Raw genomic sequence first — 15,593 nt, 5'->3', positions numbered from 1 at the left:
GGTCAACTATACGATTCGGAGTCTGCCCACCTCGCCTGATACAGTGTCACAGCGCGGTTCCCCGGAGCCGCACGGGGCTATAGCGCAGTTGGTAGCGCGTCTCGTTCGCATCGAGAAGGTCAGGGGTTCGATTCCCCTTAGCTCCACCCTAGAGGTCTTACTAGAACAAGTGCCTGAATGAAGGCCGCGAAGTAGGACCGTGACGCCTGAAGGCGAGCAAGGGCCACCCGCATTGCGGGTGGACTCTCTGAAAACCCTGGAATGGGTGCGGCACAAGGAAAACTTCTGCATCTGCGGCCCATCCGGAACCGGCAAATCACACTTCTGAAGCCCTCGGTCAAGCCGCGATCGAAGCCGGACTGACCGTTGCCTGGTTCACCATCGAAGACCTCGGCGCACTCGTGCGCCGCCACCGCGTCGACGACTCCATCACCCGAGCGCTGGCCCGGCTGATCCGCACCGACTTGATCATCATCAATGATATTGGGCTGCTGCCGGTCAGCCCCGACGCGGCTGAAGGGTTCTACCGGCTGGTCGACGCCGCCTACGAACGCCGCGCGCTCGCCGTGAGCTCGAACCTGCACCCATCAGGGTTCGACGAGATCATGCCGAAAACCTTGGCGACCGCGACAGTCGACAAATGGAGTAGGCGTGGGTTCGCCCACTCCATCTAGGGTGGTATCGGTGCATTTCAGCAGTTCATGACCAGGTTGAGGGTCCGACCGGACTTCTTCCGGAATCGGCAAGATTCTGCAGGAATCCAGGAGTAATCGCGGTAATCTGCGTCACCGTGTCAGATTCCAGGAGACGCACGCTGTCGGTGGTGCCGCCGGCGACCGATCAGGCCGGCCGGGAACCTGGCGGCGCACCGGGGTTTGAGCCCGGCCTGGCCGACGTTGTGACCTTGGAGCGTCGCAAGGCAGCGGCGCTGTCGCCCGGCGACGAGGAGAGCTTCTTCCTGGATACCGTTGCCGAGTATCAATGGGCAAGGGACACAGCAGGTTTGGCCTCGGCAACTCTGGACGGCCTGACGAAACCGATCATCGAGATCTGCCAGTACTACGGCCTGGTGCCGTGGCGGTTGGCGCCCCGTCACGTCGATCGATACTTCGCCGGAGTCGGCAAGCGGGCGCGGTCGACAGTGCGCCGCAAGCTGACGCTGATCGACAACTACTTCGCGTTCCTCGAGCAGCGCTATGGCGGTGAGATCGCCCGCAACTACGGGCTGGCGGTCGAGTCGCCGATCGATCCGTTCAACCGGCCCCGCCATCGCGGCGATTTCGGGCTGCGAATCCCTCCGTCACAGCGAGCCACTCGTGAGTTCTTCGGCCGCTGGCGCGAATCGCTGGCCCAAGCGCGCAAGCCGCTGATCGCCCGACGCGATTACGTCATGGCCAAAATCACCTATATCTCCGGCGTCCGCGCCGCCGAACTCTGCGCGGTGCGGCTCGGCGACATTCATTGGGAGTCGGGGCAGTGGGGACGTTTCCTGGTGCACGGCAAGGGAGCTCGCGGTTCCGGCCCACGCCAGCGGGAGGCATACCTGTTCGAGGAAGGCCGGGCACTGCTGTGGTGGTATATCGAGGATGTCCGCGCCGACTTCTGCGACGACCCCGACAACCCGGACGCGCCACTGTTCCCCTCCGAACGCATTCCACAGGCGGTCAGCGCATTGAATATGACCACACCCGCGATCGCCGTGACGCCATCGACGTTCCGGCGCGCACTCAAGGTCGCCGGTCACCGATTCCTCACCGGATCGGTGACCGAACTACATCCCCACCTGCTGCGACACGCCTGCGCGACCCACAACTACGAGCGGGGAATGTCACTCTGGGAGGTGCAGAAATTGCTTGGACATGATCGGCCGACCACCACGGTTTCCTACCTGGCCACCGCCCACGCAGATCCGGAAGCCGCCACCTTGGCCGCCGCCGACCGGGCGGTGCAACGACTCGTCATGGACAAAGGAAATTTGCGATGAAGTGGAACCTGCGATGGGCCGCGGCCAAACGCGACATCTGGCGGCCCAGCGATCTTCTGACCGCGTTCACCGAGGTCGGCTTCACACCGTCGCTGAGCAAGGTCGCAGCGTTGTGGAGCAGCAAACCCACCACCGTCCGGCTCGACGACCTGGACAAGATCTGCGCCGCGCTCGACTGCGCAGTCGCCGACCTGCTCGAAGCCGAACCCCTTGCCGCCGAGGAGAATCAAAGGCAGCGCCGAGCCGTCGGTGACGCAGAGAAGGCGGCGCGCCCGACACCACGGCGCCGGGCTGGGAACAAGCGATCTCTGCCACCGAACTGACCCAGTGGCGTCCGGGACGAGGAAATGGCCGGTCGGGCAATGCCCGGTCTGCCTGGGCTGGGGCGAGCGGCGCCAATACACCACCTGCGCTGCCTGCGGGAAATGGCGACGGGCCTTCCCTGAGCACGGGCGCTGCCAGCGATGCGGGCACCGCAATCACCTCAGCGGCGACGGGCTCTGCCGTTGCTGCCTGCAGGTTCTTCGCACGACCCACCCGGAATGGGTCTCAGATCCGGTCCCGGGATGCTCAACCCAACTCGTGCTCATTCTGCCCGGACTGCCGTTCCCGCGAGCGACACCGCTGATATTGCCGACGAAACGGAAAAACCCAAGCGCCGCAATAGATCAACCACTCAACGACCTATTGCCGACCCCGAGGCAGCAGCGATGGCTGACCACACCCGAACCCCAGCCCATCCTGTCGCCTCACCTGGTGAACCCCGCGCAGACCGTGCTGTTCGAGGCACAGCGCGATTGGCAATGCTTCCGCGTCGGATCCGACCGGGCATTGCCCGCGCTGACCCCGGCCGCCAGCGAACTGCTCGCGCAGTTCGCTGATCAAGCCCACGCTCACGGCTGGAACCCCAGCCCACGCAACAGCGCCGCGCTGACCCTGCGGATCGTGCTTGGCTGGCTCGGCACCGAGGCGCCTATCCATGAAGCCGACATCCGCGCAGTCGCCGAGCACCGCCACAACTTCAGCATCCGGCGAGTGCTGCAATTCCTCGACCACCACGACATGCTCATCCCCGACCCGGCCCACCACGGTGACGCGACCCAACGAGCCATCGAGCAACGCATCACAACCCTACCGGACCCCATCGCAACCGAAATACGTTGCTGGATAAAGGTTCTCCGCGGACAAGGTCGCCGGCCGCATCCGCAACTGCCCTTCGCCACGATCCGCTCCTACCTGAACTGCCTTCGGCCGGTGCTGGCCGTCTGGGCCGACCGGATCACCAGCCTGCGTGAGATCACCCCCGACGACATCCGCGACGCACTCGACCGCCAGGCACCCGTCACCGCACGAAATCTGTTGTCGGCGTTACACAGTCTGTTCCGGGCACTCAAACAAGAACGAGCCGTCTTCCGTGATCCCACCCGCGGGATCTCCCTGCCCGCGATGCGACGTTTGCCTTCCCCCATCCCCGCCGAGCGGCTCCACGGACTGATCAACCGAGCCGAGGGACCCATGGCCCAGCTCGTTGTCGCGCTGGTCGCCATCCACGCCCTGGGCCCGAAGGAAACAGCCCACCTGCTGCTGACCGACCTCGACCTGCCAGCCGGACGGCTACTGGTTCGCCGGCTCGACCGGCACCACACCGTCTACCTCGATGAACTCACCCACAGCCTGATCAACGCCTGGCTACGCGAACGCCACCGCCTCTGGAACCGGACTCCCAACCCCCATCTGTTGATCAGTCAGGTCACCGCCGCTGACACGACACTGCCCCCGATATCTCACCACGTCACCGACACCATCTTCGAACGCCTCGGTTTGACCGCCACCCAACTCCGCCGCGACCGCATCCTCGACGAAGCCGCCCACACCGCCGACCCGATCCACCTCATGCGAGTCTTCGGCATCGCCGCCAAGACCGCCATGACCTACGTCCAGGCCGCCCACCCCGAACGCCACGCGACAACACCCCGATAACACCAACCCGACCGGCAACCACCCCAATATCCGTCGCCACGAGCAGGTTCCGCGTTCATCAGCAGCAGGAATCTGCGAACCCGCGCGCTTTCGGCTCCTCCATCACGCGCACGTCGTTGTCACTCGAGGTGACAGCTTCCGGCTCGCGCAAGCACCTCGGGGCTGTCCGTGATCTGGCTCTGTCGCACTTTCGCTGACACTCCCGATCGCCGCGCCGGACGTCCGGCGTCACCGCGCTGGGAGGTCCATCCCGCGTCCGCAGAATCCGCACAATCCGCAGAACCTTTGACTCAGCGGATCGGAACCCGGGTTGTGCGGATTCTGTGGATTGTGCGGACATGAGTTCGGGGCGCTGCCCAGGACCCGAGATCTCGCGCCCGAGAGTGCCGCCATGCAAGAGCGAACGCGCCCGGCGGACCTCGCCCACCTCGGATCCATGGACCCGCCCGAACGACGGCTCCGCTGCGTCGGACCCCGGACCCCGGATTGCGCGAAGGCCGAGGGACGCGTAGGGGCGGTGGAGTGCTCGACAGCACGCTCCGCCGGCTGAGCAGCGGTAGCACTGCGACGGCGATCTCCAGGGCCCCGAGCCGCCGCTCCGCCGGATCTCGCGGGCCCGGCCGTTCCGTACCCAACAGAAGGTCGTCATCCGGCGTGGCTCAGTGTGGAGAGACGGTGCTGGAAGCGTCGGTCACAGGTCGCGGAGCAGGTTCAACCCCTCTCGGCGGAGTCGCTCGGATGCATCCACAGCGCTCGCGACCCTGGTGAGGTCGATGTGGAGGGTCTCCTCGGTGATCACTCCGCCGTCGAAGGTCAGGACGGAGCAGAAGGGGAGGGCCCAGTCGGGGCGGGTCGGGTCCGTGGCTACGGCCTCGACAACGATCCTGTGATCTTGCGAGACAGTCCGGCTCACGATGATGTTCCGGCCGGGTGTCGACTCGCGGAACACCCCGGTGAGGGCCTCGATGCGGTCGCTTCCCTGGGCCGAGAGAACGCCCGGGACCTCCAGCGTCGCGGTCTTGGCGTAGATCTCCTCGCCTCCCGGCTCGGCGCCCCAGGCGTCCCTCCAGCGGTGTAGGCCGTCGGAGAGTTCGGCCGGGGTGACCCAGGTGATCGGGATCGTGGTGAGTGGCGCGTCCGGGAGCGGGGGCGCCCCCGCGAAACCGTCGGGGCCTGCGAACTCGACACCCGCCTCGAGCATCTTCACGTCGCCACCCGGCGCGCTGGGCCAGGCCGCGAAGTCGCTGTAGGACGTATCGTTTATGACCTGCCCGTGCTCATCCAGGGTGAGTAGCGCGCAGAGCGGGACCGACCACCCGGGACGGTCCCCGTCGACGATCGTCGCCTCCACGACGACCACCTCGTCGTCGGCCGTGGTCCGCTCGATGATCATCTCCTTGTGCGGCGCGGCCTCGACGAAGATGGTCTCGACGACGCGCAGCTGCGCCCGCGTACGGAAGCGGACGGTCTGGGGTGCGCCGGCGGTCAGGTCTTCGGCGTACACCTCGTCGACCATCCTCATCGGGTCGGTGTTCCACAGGTCGCGCCAACGCTCGGCCAGCGGGTGGAACGTGGTCGTGCCAGTGTCGGTGGACATCGGTGTCTCCAGACTCGTCGGTGGGTCAGACGTCCAGGCTGCGGAGGTCGATCGTCGCCTGGGCGAGGCGCTTGACGTTCTCGGCGGTGATGTCGTCGCGCTGCATCTTGGGCTGCAGCCGGCCGGAGCCGATGGTGTAAAGCCACTTGCCGAGCGCCTGGAAGATCTGCTGCCGGTAGTCGATCCAGGCGTCGTCGAAGGCCGGGGCCTGCACCCCGTGGCGCGTGAGCTCCGACAGGTAGAGGCGGACGAGGTCCTCCTCCCATGCGCGTCGGTCGTCGATGGTGAGGGCGGAGGTGAGGGTGTAGACGACATCCAGTGCCCAGCCGCCGTGTGCCATGCACTGCCAGTCGTACAGCCCCATGCCGCCATCGGCATCGCGGTACCAGTTGCCGATGTGGACGTCGCAGTGCAGCAGGGTCTGGATGCCGGAGGTGTTCGCGCGCAGCGAGTGCAGCAGGCCAGGCCAGATCTCGGCCCGCCGGCGGTAGAGCTCGTCGGGCACGATCGAACGCGCGCGCTCCACCCCGATCAGCGACCGGCCCTTGTAGGAGATGGTCTCCTCAACGCGCTCCTGGAACTCCAGTGAGCTGGGGATCCAGGGCGTGGTGCGGAGGATCTCGTCGTCCCAGAAGGTGCCGTGGAGTGCGGCCAGGTTGGTGACCATGCTCTCGGCCATCGGTCGGTCGACGTACATCGAAATGGGGTTGCCGAACTCCGCGCCGCGCGCCGCCGCGACGTCCTCGAGGAGGAACATCGAGTGGAAGCGGTCCATGTTCAGCCCGACGTGGTAGGTCTGCGGCGTGTTCATCTCCACCTTCGGGCGGAGGTCGCGATAGAAGCCGGCCTCGCTCTCCAGCGCCCCGGTCAGCCCGCAGACCAGGCGGGAGGTGAAGCCCGGGCTGCTCTTGGCGAAGACGTTCTCCGGCAGACCGGCATCTCGGCCGGTCTCGTTGTAGGTGACGGTCAACCGGTCCCGGTAGGTCGAGCCGTTGCTGCCGGATCCGATCTCGTAGGCCAGGACTCGCGCTCCGGGGACCTCTGCACAGAGGGCTGCGGTGAGCCATTCCGGGCTGAGGTGGCGAACGGAGTGCGGGACGTCGCGGAGGTCGACCGGTGTCGCGTTGCGGAAGCGGTCCTCGGTCACCTGGATCGCCACTCGCGCGATCTTGGCGCCCAGCTCGAACTTGGCGGTAACGGACATCGGTGCCCCTTCGTGTTCGGCCATCTCTGCGCGGAACGCGGTCGCGATCGCACAGTCGTGCGCACGGTCGTCGGGGAGTGGGCACCCGGCGTGTCGAGGTCGTACGCACTAGGTCGGTGGCGCCGGCAAGGGGTCGACGAAGGTCCAGGCGGACCGAAGTGGTCGCCGCACCCCTGTGTGACGCTCGACTCACAAAAACTGTGAGTGCACGCTAACAGCAGTTGCGTGGCCGGTCAACGGGTGAGGTTCAGCCTCGCCCGGACAGGCCCCAGACGATGAACTTCGCCATCTCAGAGGCCAGGGTCGCCCGTCCGACGGTGACCGGGAGGAGCCAGCTGCGGTGCTCGGCGACGCTGAGTACCGCGGCCAGGATCATGCGAGGGACCAGGACGGGGTCCGTCTCGAACCCGTAGCGCATGGTCCGCGACTGCATCTCGGCCTCGAAGCGGGCCAGGAAGGCGGTCATGGTGTCGCGCGCCTTCTCCAGTACCTCATCGTCGCCCGAGGGTTGGTTGATCTCTGCGGTCACCGTGAGGAGGGGATGTGACGGCTCGAGGACCAGGTCGAGCAGGGCTGACACGAAGCTCAGCACTTTCTCCTCGGTAGTCCCGGTGTTCGCGCCCGACACCCGGTCGACGAGTTGGGCGGCCACGAACTCGCGGACCGGCTCGAGGACGGCGCTGTCGAACAGCTCGGCCTTCGAGGGGAAGTGTCGGAACAGCGTCATCTCCGAGACTCCGGCGTGGAGGGCGATCTCCTTCGTCGTGCTGCCGCGGTATCCGTTGGCCCCGAAGACCTCGCCTGCGGCCACCAGGAGGAGTCGGCGGCTCTCCTCGCGCTGGCGGCGTCGGGTGCGGGGCTCGGCGATGTCGGGCTCCCGGGCGTCGTCGCCTGCGGTGGCGCGTGCTCCGCTCATCGACCCGTTGCCTCCCTTCCTACTTGCTGTTAGTGTCCACTCACAGTTTATCGTGGGCCTCTATCACGCGGAGGTGAGGCATGGGCGTTCTGGAACCCCTGAAGACTAGCGACGAGTTCCCCCACGAGCCGGTCGGCACGAGTACGGCGCCATGGACCGACACGTGGTGGTTCGTTTGTCGAGACGAGAAGGCCGACGTCATCGTGGAGACCCATCTGACGCTCATCGCGCCGGATGCGGCTCGCTCGGCGACCCTGGTGCGGCGTGGCGCCGCGGAGCGGCAGAGTGTGTGGCGGGGCCGGTCGACCATCGCCGCGCCGTCACACGGCACCGATGAGGTCCGAGTGGAGGTCGACGATCCACGATGGACGGACGACAAGCGGGTGACCCTCCACGGGGCGATCCCCGGAGCCGCCTTCGAACTGACGCTCACGGGGCGGTTCGACGCGACGGACAACACCGCGCTGGCCCCGGGCTTCCTGCCGGTCGACCAGAGCAGCGGCACGGTCATGCGCAACCTGCAGCACGCCATGCGGTTCAGCGGGTGGGTCGACTTCGGGGGCGAGCGGATCGAGGTGTCCGGCGACGCGTTCCGTGATCGCTCCTGGGGCTGGCGCGAGCACAACGACCTGCTCCGGCACGGGTGGATCTCGGTCATGGGGCACGCGGGCGACGCCTCATACTCCGCCATCGGCTTCTACCGCGGTGAGGCTCGGGAAGGGGAGGGCGGCCGCATGTACGGCTGGGTGGCCGACGCCGAGGGAGTGCGCGCCGCCGTCGACGCGGAGATCGTCCTCGACGGTGCCGCCATCCCGACGGAGATCCGGCTCACGGAGGCGGACGGCCGTGAGTTGCACCTCGTGCGTCAACAGCATCTGACCGCCACGTTCCTGTCCATGCACGAGGCTCATTCGGCGGACAACGAACGGCTGATCGCCATGATGAACCATCATCTCGTGCTGAGGGACGCCGACGGGCGTGACGGCTGGGGCTACGCGAACGTCGGGTGGCCGATCACCACCCATCCGCTCGCCGGTATGCAGGCGTTCCCCCGACGAGAGGCGACAGCGTGATGGCCCGCAACCCATGGGTGGCGACCCTGGAGTCGACATCGCTGGACACCGACCTGGTCGGGGGCAAGGCAGCGGGTCTGGGTCGGCTCGTCCGGCAGGGCCTGCCGGTCCCGCCCGGCTTCGTCGTGACGAGCGAGGCGTACCGGAGCGCGACCGCCGGCCTCGAAGACAGGCTGGCTGCGGCGCTTCGCGAGAGTGGGCCTGAGCAGGTCGCGGAGCAGGCCCAGTCCATCCTCGCCGAGGACGGCATCCTGGACGGCGAGCTCGCCCTCCAGATCCGTGCCGCCTACGCCGCACTCGGCGACGACGTGCCCGTGGCGGTCAGGTCGAGCGCGACGTCGGACGACTCCGAGGACGCCTCGTTCGCCGGACAGCAGGACACCTACCTGTGGATCGTCGGGGCGGACCAGGTCCTGTCCCACGTCCAACGGTGCTGGGCGAGCCTGTTCACCGCGCGGGCCGTCGAGTACCGGACACGGACCGGGCAGGACGGGTCGGGGGAGCTACCCGCCATGGCGGTCGTGGTCCAGGAGATGGTCCCGGCCGCCGCATCGGGTGTGCTCATGACCTTGAACCCGGCCAACGGCGACCGGTCCGTGGTCTACCTCGAGTCGGCCTTCGGACTGGGCGAGGCGATCGTGCGCGGCGAGATCGAACCGGACACCTACACACTGGCCAAGAACGATCTCGGCCTGACGGCGCACAGCGTCGGGAACAAGGCGATCGAGTATCGCTTCGACCCCACCGCCGGGGCCGTGGTTCCGGTGTCGGTCGAGGGCGACCGTCGATCCGAGCCCTCGCTCGACGCGGGTACCGCTCGACGTCTCGCCGAAGTCGCCCTGGCCGTCGAGGAGGCGTTCGGACGGCCCATGGACATCGAGTGGGCCGTCCGGGAGAAGGGGGAGGTCGCCCTGCTGCAGGCCCGGCCGGAGACCGTCTGGGCGAGGCGAGCCGCCCCGGTGGCGGTGACCGACCCGATCCACAGTGACTCGGGGGTCGACGGGAGCCACTGGACCACCGCGAACGTCGGCGAGGCCATGCCCGGGGTCCAGACCCCGCTCAGCTGGACGATCTGGCGCGGAACGGTCGATCGAGGGATGCGCGAGGGGGCCTACGCACTCGGCGCCTTCTCGGCCGCGGAGCGGGATGCCGACGACGAGATGCTGGTCGACATCTTTTTCGGCCGGGTGGCCGAGCGAGTGAGCTTTCTCGGGCTCCTAGGTGACCGGATTCCGGGGACCACGGGCGCGGAGATCATCACGGCGTACCTCGGGGGAGTGCCCGAGGATCTCGTCTCGGCTCCCACCAACCGGCGACTGCCGATCATCGCCTGGCGGCTGCCGCGGAGCTTCCGGCGTCAGGCGAAGGCCGTGCGTCTGTTCGCCGACGAGCAGAACCGCTGGTGGAGCGAGCAGATCAACGGTCTCTCGGCGCTCGATCTGGCGGGCGCCCGCCGTGCGCTGGCCCACGCCGTTCGGCGGCACTCCGATGCGGTTGCGATGCAGTGTGTGAGCACGCTGGTCGCCATCCAGCCCGCCTACGATGCGCTGGCCTCCGTGGCGAAGATACGACCGGGAACCGATCTGTCGACGCTGAGTGCCGTTCCCGGTGGCCCGGAGATGGACGTCATCGCCGACATCTGGCGGGCGTCGCGTGGTGAGCTGACGGTGGCGGACGTCATCGCCCGCCACGGTTTCCACGGCCCACGGGAGGGCGAGGCCTCGTCGCGGGTGTGGCGTGAGGACCCGAGCCCGCTGGCCGAGCTCGTGCGGCGGTACGCCGAACAGGACGACTCCTCGAGTCCGATCGCCGACATGGCGGCCCGCCGTTCAGCGCGCGCCGAGTACGAGAAGGAGTTCGTCCGAGGACTGCCGCGTGCGGCTCGTCCACTGGCGCGAGGCGTACTTGCGCTCGTGCGTGCCCGGCTGCCCCTGCGTGGGCTCGCCAAGCGCTCGATGTTGCAGTCGCTCGACGCGGCACGCGGGGCCGCTCGCCGGATCGGCGAGCACCTCGTGGAGCAGGACGTCTTGCGCGAGGTCGACGACGTCTGTTTCCTCACCGTGGAGGAGTTGACCGGCGAGCTTCCCGAGCAGGTGGCCGCGGTGGTCGCCGCTCGTCGGGCCACCCATCGCCGCTACGCCGAACTGGCCGTCCCGGACGCGTGGAGCGGCACACCGGAGGCTCTCCCGCGCGCGGAGATGTCCGCCGCGGAAGGTGACGTCCTGACCGGTGTCGGGGTGAGCGCAGGTGTCGTCGAGGGCATCGCGCGGGTGCTGGAACACCCCGATCCCTCGGCAATCGCGGAAGGCGAGATCCTCGTCGCGCCGGTGACCGACCCCGCGTGGTGCGGGGCAATGTTCCTCGCCTCGGGACTGGTGGTCGACGTCGGCGGAGCGCTGAGCCACGCGGCCGTCGTGGCCCGAGAGCTGGGCCAGCCTTGCGTGGTCAACACCCGTACCGGCACCGCGCGGATCCGGTCGGGCGACCGGATCCGGGTCGACGGCGATCTCGGCCAGGTCACCGTCGTCGCACGGGCGGAGCTCGACGAGACGGCCTCGATACCAGAGCCCGACCTGCTCGCCACGGAGTGAAGGATGACGACTGACGTGCCCACCCCCACCCACGGTGCCACGGAGCGACTGGTCGGACCCGCACCCGTCCAGTTGGCCAACGTTCGCGACATCGGTGGCCTGCACACCGACGACGGGCGGACGACGGCGTCCGGGATCCTCATCCGGTCGGATGCACCGTTCATCGGTGACCTCGACCCCGAGCTGCAGCCCTGGCCGCCCCGGACGGTCGTCGACCTGCGGTCGCCCACGGAGATCCATCGCGAGCACCCGTGGGCGGCGGGGCCTCCGGACTATGTGCACATCCCGCTGCTCAACGCCGATCCGGTCCGAATGGCGCTCGACCGGGAGATGGGTCATCTTGTCGGGCTCTACACGGCGATGCTGCAGGACGGTGCGGAGCGGATCGCCCGGATCGCGCGGCTCGTGGCGGAAGCTCCGGCGCCGGTGATGGTGCACTGTGCCGTGGGCAAGGACCGCACCGGTGTCGTGGTCGCGGTGTTGCTCGCCGCCGTCGGCGTCTCCGAGTCGGAGATCGTCCGGGACTACCGGGCCACCGAGGCGAACATGCCGGGGATCGTCGCACGCATGGTTCTCGGGCGGCCCCCCGAGGAACGCCGAGCGATGCGCGAGGTCGCTGCGGACCCCAGTCGCGACGTGTCCCAGGCTCCGGAGCACGCCGTCGTCGCCGTGCTCCGGGAGATCTCAGCGGCACCGGGGGGGCCGGCCGGCTGGCTGAGGCGGGCCGGCCTGTCCGCGGTCGGTCTCGAAAGGCTGCGTGACCGGCTGACCGTCGATGGAAGGACGACTCACGCGGCGGTGAGTCCCGCGTAGGTCGTCATCGTCGCGAGGAGCAGCAGACGGCCATTCGAGTCGAGGACCTCGGCTCGGGCGGCCGCATGTCATTCACGCCACGCAAGCGACGAAACGAGAACTTAGTCCGCTCCGAACAACTGGTGCCGCACGCGATTCCCATTGCCGAACACCGCGAATCGGGCGAAAACCTGATCACGATGGCAGACCTTGCCGTCACCGCAGACGATCGCCGCTTCTACCTCGTTCAGATATCCACCGGTCGACAGGTCGAGTCGCGCGTCGCACATGCTCTGGAAGCCAGCATCCAGACTCCGCCGCTGGCCCGGTTCCTCGCCGACATCACGACCGCAAGGGCTTCGGCATACAAGGCGTTTCACTTCGGGGCCGCAGCCAGGCTCTCGTACCTTCCCCGAGTTCGTTACCGGCGAACGATCCTCTTCGGCGCGCTGGCTACTCGCTGCCGGTGCGGGGCGGTCGCGCTTGATCGACAGTGGCTCGGGCGTATCGAGGCTGGGAAGCTTCTCGCGGAGCTCTTCCAGGGCTCTGACCTGGTCTTTTGTGTTCGAGTAAGCTCCCCTAACCTCCACTTCATAGGAACCCGCAGGTCAACGACCTACGGGTCTTCTGTTTTCTGGTGACTAGATCGAGTTGTGTGGTTGACGATGCCTGTACCTGCGGATTTGCACCGACCGCGGATTGATTCCCAGCATGTCTCTGAGGCTGAATCGAATCCCGACAGACATAAGGATTAGTTATAATCGTCCGGTGTGTTGGAGCATTGTGCTGCTCGAGCCGGTCAACGACTGGTTCCTCGACCTGGTGAAGAACGAGCCGATGATCGCCGACAAGATTGAGGAAGCCTTGGACGAACTGGCTAAGCGTGGACCGGAGCTAGGAAGGCCGTTGGTCGATCGAATCCACTACAGCAAGGCGCTGCACAATCTCAAAGAGCTTCGTCCTCGAACCCCGGTGGGTTCCGAGATCAGGATGCTGTTCGTCTTCGACCCAACGCGGGAAGCGATCGTGTTGGTCGCTGGGGACAAGTCGGGCCAGTGGAATCGTTGGTACCGAGATGCGATCCCCCTCGCTGAACAGCGCTACCACGCCTACCGGGCAACGAAGGAGGAGTCATGAAGGGTGTGTCTTGGGAAGAGGCCAAGCATCGCGCTCGTGAAATCGACCCGACATGGGATTCCCCTGAGCGCATCGCAGCGCGAGATGAAAGCCGCGAGCAGATGCGCGCGGAGCAGCGCGGGCACCAGCTTGCCGAACTCCGCAAGCAGTGCGGAGTGACGCAGGCCAAGGTCGCTGAGCTGATGGGGGTTTCGCAGGCCCGGGTGTCGCAGATCGAGCACGGCAAGATCACGTCCATGGACTTGGTTCGCGAATACGTCGTCGCGCTCGGAGGAACCCTGGATGTTGTTGCTCACGTTGGTGATTGGAGCGTCAAAGTCGCCTAGCGTGCAAGCCTGACGGCGGAGTCGCGGATGGATTCGGCATGCACTAGGACAGCGGCATGCGACTGCGGTTGGTCCGCGGTGACGAGATGGCGGCCAGGTCCAGGGTATCGAGCGCACGGATATGGTGTCGGTGCTTGGAGGGGCGCGGGTTCAGTCAAGCAGAGTCGTGGGCTGTCGGTACGTCTTGGCAGGTCGACCGCTGAAATGTAGCTTGCACGTCGAGAAGCGGAACCATTGTGACCTTGGTATGTCCGCTTTGACCTATGCCTGTACCTGCGGATTTGCGCGGACTGCGGTTCGGTTCCCGGCATGTCTTTGCGCCGGCCGGATTCGCTCCCGGACACCCGATTTGTCGGGTATCTGTTACAGAACGTCGTCGCTGCCTCGCGAGCCGGACTGGCTCGAACCAGTGGGTTTGTCTACAGCCTGAGGTACAGCCGCACGGCGCGTTCCACGCGTTCCACGCGTTCCAAGTCTTCCGGGACAGGTACCCGACCATGTCCTGGACACATTGGGTATCCAAGGAACGGATCTGGTCCACCAGCAGAAGCGTTGAGCTGCCGAGCAATTCAACCCGCGGACGGAACGGTGAATCTCGAGCCGAGGTCGAGGTGGGTACCACCGTGACCATGGACCAATCGATTTCGGATAGGACTACCCCATAGCGTTTGCCGCGTTGCTCGCGGCCGCGGCTGACCTGACCGAGATCTACCTGATGGACGGCTGCGCGGATCACCAGGCGTCCGGCCGACAACCACACCGCGATCATCGAATTCCTGGTCCCCGACGTCGACGCCGATTACCGGCGCTTGCGGGATACGGTCCAGGATTTCGTCAACGAGCCCACGACGATGCCGTGGGGAAACCGGTCGTTGCTGTTTCGCGATCCCGACGGCAACCTGATCAACCTCTTCACCCCGGTCACCGCGCGGGCCATCGCGAAATTCGCCAGCTGACAGCCGCTCATCCGCTCGCCGGCATTCTCGGACGTTCCACGCGGACGCCAACGGCCCGAGATAGCCTCGGGCCGTTGATCTTCGGACTGTCGCATCTGGCCTGCAGGCAGGAGTGCCGACAGCATCCTCGATGACTGGGGACTTCGAATATGCCGCTACTTGACCGAGTTGGCCAACTGATCGGCATAGGGGGCAGTGAATTTTCCGACGATGGGAAGCTCTGCGCGGACACCGCCGGTGCTGTTTGCCTGGACCATGGCCATGATCCAGACGACGACCGCGAAGAGCGCGACCGCGAGTCCGGCGAGGCTGAAGATGATCCCCAGGACTCCGAGGAGCGAGCCGACGATGCTCAAAACAATATTGACCACCGAGACGGCCCCGAAGAAGACGATCGATTGCGAGGCATGGAATTTCACATCGGGATCGTTCTTTCCCACGAACAGGAAGATGATTCCGGTGAGCCATCCCAGTGCGTACGACAGGATCGCGCTGGTCTTTTTGTCCAAACCGGCGGACTGCGGTTGGTTCGCGGGAGGTTGAGAAGATGTCATGGGGCAAGTAGATACCGCGCGCGCCACCTACCGATCCCAGGTTTCAGCCCGAACCTACAGGTCCGGGCCAGCCGGCGACCGGGATGACCGCCTACCTTGGGTCAGACACAGGATCGTCATCAGGGGGAAGACCACCAACGGCGTCACGAAGACGAGGTTGGCGGGGGTGGAGTAGTAGAAGGCGTCGATCGGGATCCACGCAAGCACTGCCGCGAACAACTGGCCGAGGACCACCAGCCACGCTCCTGACAAAAGCTGATAGCGCCCGGACATCTTGCCTCGCAGGAGAAGTGTCGCGCCGGAGCCAAGCAGTCCCGCGATGAGTAGGAACGCGAACGAGAGCAGCGTCAGCAGGCGGTCGGCGGTGACCATCGAGTCGCCGACCGGCAGGTATTCGGCGTTCTGCCACTTGCCTTCCTGCGACTGTATCCATGCGCCGAAGGCTTGAAAGGCCCACAGGAGCGCGCCGGGGATCGCCAACCA

The 15,593-nt window shown here is 66.5% G+C and carries 15 protein-coding genes, 1 tRNA gene and 2 pseudogenes; 12 read left to right on the top strand and 6 right to left on the bottom strand.

What is annotated here, in order from left to right; genetic code table 11:
- The first annotated feature begins 73 nt into the window (after positions 1 to 73).
- The 5 genes and pseudogenes from ACW2Q0_RS25965 to ACW2Q0_RS25945 all read left to right on the top strand — a co-directional run bounded on the left by ACW2Q0_RS25965 (position 74) and on the right by ACW2Q0_RS25945 (position 3,964).
- Positions 74 to 146, top strand: a tRNA-Ala gene (locus tag ACW2Q0_RS25965).
- Positions 147 to 241: 95 nt separating this feature from the next.
- Positions 242 to 641, top strand: a pseudogene (locus tag ACW2Q0_RS25960) (ATP-binding protein); the annotation flags it as partial.
- 149 nt (positions 642 to 790) lie between these two features.
- Positions 791 to 1,984, top strand: a complete 1,194-nt coding sequence (locus ACW2Q0_RS25955) for a tyrosine-type recombinase/integrase (RefSeq protein ID WP_457193528.1) — start codon at positions 791 to 793, stop codon at positions 1,982 to 1,984.
- A complete protein-coding gene (locus tag ACW2Q0_RS25950; RefSeq protein WP_457193527.1) occupies positions 1,981 to 2,307 on the top strand; it encodes a helix-turn-helix domain-containing protein in 327 nt (108 codons plus the stop codon). The genes ACW2Q0_RS25955 and ACW2Q0_RS25950 overlap by 4 nt, the downstream gene beginning before the upstream one ends.
- A gap of 433 nt (positions 2,308 to 2,740) precedes the next feature.
- Complete coding sequence (locus ACW2Q0_RS25945; RefSeq protein ID WP_457193526.1) at positions 2,741 to 3,964, top strand: site-specific integrase; 1,224 nt, start codon at positions 2,741 to 2,743, stop codon at positions 3,962 to 3,964.
- Between the two features lie 691 nt (positions 3,965 to 4,655).
- Here ACW2Q0_RS25945 and ACW2Q0_RS25940 read toward each other — a convergent pair.
- The 3 genes from ACW2Q0_RS25940 to ACW2Q0_RS25930 all read right to left on the bottom strand — a co-directional run bounded on the left by ACW2Q0_RS25940 (position 4,656) and on the right by ACW2Q0_RS25930 (position 7,681).
- Positions 4,656 to 5,561, bottom strand: a complete 906-nt coding sequence (locus ACW2Q0_RS25940; RefSeq protein WP_457193525.1) for a nuclear transport factor 2 family protein — start codon at positions 5,559 to 5,561, stop codon at positions 4,656 to 4,658.
- A gap of 25 nt (positions 5,562 to 5,586) precedes the next feature.
- Positions 5,587 to 6,765, bottom strand: a complete 1,179-nt coding sequence (locus tag ACW2Q0_RS25935) for a phosphotransferase (protein ID WP_457193524.1) — start codon at positions 6,763 to 6,765, stop codon at positions 5,587 to 5,589.
- Positions 6,766 to 7,012: 247 nt separating this feature from the next.
- Entirely contained in the window at positions 7,013 to 7,681 is a 669-nt protein-coding gene (locus ACW2Q0_RS25930) for a TetR/AcrR family transcriptional regulator (protein ID WP_457193523.1), read from the bottom strand.
- 80 nt (positions 7,682 to 7,761) lie between these two features.
- Here ACW2Q0_RS25930 and ACW2Q0_RS25925 point away from each other — a divergent pair, with 80 nt between their 5' ends.
- The 6 genes from ACW2Q0_RS25925 to ACW2Q0_RS25900 all read left to right on the top strand — a co-directional run bounded on the left by ACW2Q0_RS25925 (position 7,762) and on the right by ACW2Q0_RS25900 (position 13,600).
- Entirely contained in the window at positions 7,762 to 8,754 is a 993-nt protein-coding gene (locus tag ACW2Q0_RS25925) for a hypothetical protein (protein WP_457193522.1), read from the top strand.
- On the top strand, positions 8,754 to 11,345 hold the full coding sequence (locus ACW2Q0_RS25920) for a PEP/pyruvate-binding domain-containing protein (RefSeq protein WP_457193521.1): 2,592 nt from the start codon (positions 8,754 to 8,756) through the stop codon (positions 11,343 to 11,345). The genes ACW2Q0_RS25925 and ACW2Q0_RS25920 overlap by 1 nt, the downstream gene beginning before the upstream one ends.
- 3 nt (positions 11,346 to 11,348) lie before the next feature.
- On the top strand, positions 11,349 to 12,158 hold the full coding sequence (locus ACW2Q0_RS25915; RefSeq protein WP_457193520.1) for a tyrosine-protein phosphatase: 810 nt from the start codon (positions 11,349 to 11,351) through the stop codon (positions 12,156 to 12,158).
- Positions 12,159 to 12,223: 65 nt separating this feature from the next.
- Positions 12,224 to 12,778 carry a lantibiotic dehydratase gene (locus tag ACW2Q0_RS25910; protein ID WP_457193519.1) on the top strand — a complete coding sequence of 185 codons (555 nt, stop codon included), beginning with the start codon at positions 12,224 to 12,226 and terminating at the stop codon, positions 12,776 to 12,778.
- Positions 12,779 to 12,920: 142 nt separating this feature from the next.
- Positions 12,921 to 13,274 (top strand): type II toxin-antitoxin system RelE/ParE family toxin, encoded by a 354-nt coding sequence (locus ACW2Q0_RS25905; RefSeq protein ID WP_457193518.1) that lies wholly within the window; start codon positions 12,921 to 12,923, stop codon positions 13,272 to 13,274.
- A complete protein-coding gene (locus ACW2Q0_RS25900) occupies positions 13,271 to 13,600 on the top strand; it encodes a helix-turn-helix domain-containing protein (RefSeq protein ID WP_457193517.1) in 330 nt (109 codons plus the stop codon). The genes ACW2Q0_RS25905 and ACW2Q0_RS25900 overlap by 4 nt, the downstream gene beginning before the upstream one ends.
- Positions 13,601 to 13,754: 154 nt before the next feature.
- On the opposite strand, the gene ACW2Q0_RS25895 is transcribed toward ACW2Q0_RS25900, so the two are convergent.
- Entirely contained in the window at positions 13,755 to 14,369 is a 615-nt protein-coding gene (locus tag ACW2Q0_RS25895) for a type II toxin-antitoxin system PemK/MazF family toxin (protein ID WP_457193516.1), read from the bottom strand.
- On the opposite strand from ACW2Q0_RS25895, the pseudogene ACW2Q0_RS25890 reads away from it, so the two are divergent.
- Positions 14,344 to 14,556, top strand: a pseudogene (locus ACW2Q0_RS25890) (VOC family protein); the annotation flags it as partial. The gene ACW2Q0_RS25895 and the pseudogene ACW2Q0_RS25890 overlap by 26 nt on opposite strands.
- A gap of 155 nt (positions 14,557 to 14,711) precedes the next feature.
- On the opposite strand, the gene ACW2Q0_RS25885 reads toward ACW2Q0_RS25890, so the two are convergent.
- On the bottom strand, positions 14,712 to 15,137 hold the full coding sequence (locus ACW2Q0_RS25885; protein WP_457193515.1) for a DUF4870 domain-containing protein: 426 nt from the start codon (positions 15,135 to 15,137) through the stop codon (positions 14,712 to 14,714).
- A gap of 27 nt (positions 15,138 to 15,164) precedes the next feature.
- On the bottom strand, positions 15,165 to 15,593 hold a 429-nt coding region (locus ACW2Q0_RS25880; protein ID WP_457193514.1), incomplete at its 5' end, for a hypothetical protein.

Source organism: Nocardia citri (assembly GCF_054065835.1).
The sequence above is the reverse complement of the archived record's forward strand: the minus strand, read 5'-3'. Positions and strand labels throughout refer to the sequence as shown.